The following is a 419-nucleotide window of genomic DNA, read 5'->3' on the forward strand; positions in this document are numbered from 1 at the left end:
TGGCTGGCGTCGATGCGCGCGAAGGCGGCCGCGACCGCGGCTTCATCGGTGATGTCGAGCACCAGCGGCTCGGCGCCGCCGTCAAGCCGCGCCACGGCCGCGTGCACGCGGTCGGCATTGCGGGCGGCGATGATCACGTGGGCGCCGGCCTGACGAAGGGCGGTGGCGATGGCCAGGCCGAGGCCCTGGGCGCCGCCGGTGATCAGGGCCACGCGGTTGGTTAGGGAGAAGGGGGAGGTAGTCATTTGGGGACTATACCTCAGGGGGATATGGGGGGGCGTGGTTGGTTTATTATTTTTTATCTCTCAATTACCTGGATCTTCTCTTATATTGTTTAAATTCAAATTATCAAATATTTAACTTCAAAGTCAAAGTATTTAAATCAAATACTTAAAATCAAAGTCTTAAAGTCAAAGTCA

Annotated in this window: 1 protein-coding gene; it reads right to left on the bottom strand. The window is 55.6% G+C overall.

Going from position 1 to position 419, the window contains the following annotated elements; all coding sequences use genetic code 11:
• Nucleotides 1–245 (bottom strand): SDR family NAD(P)-dependent oxidoreductase (locus K206_RS39715; RefSeq protein WP_043367372.1); only part of this gene is annotated, 245 nt, incomplete at its 3' end.
• Between the last annotated feature and the right edge of the window lie 174 nt (nucleotides 246–419).

Origin of the sequence: Cupriavidus sp. WS (genome assembly GCF_000395345.1) — a bacterium.
GTDB classification, from domain to species: domain Bacteria; phylum Pseudomonadota; class Gammaproteobacteria; order Burkholderiales; family Burkholderiaceae; genus Cupriavidus; species Cupriavidus basilensis_B.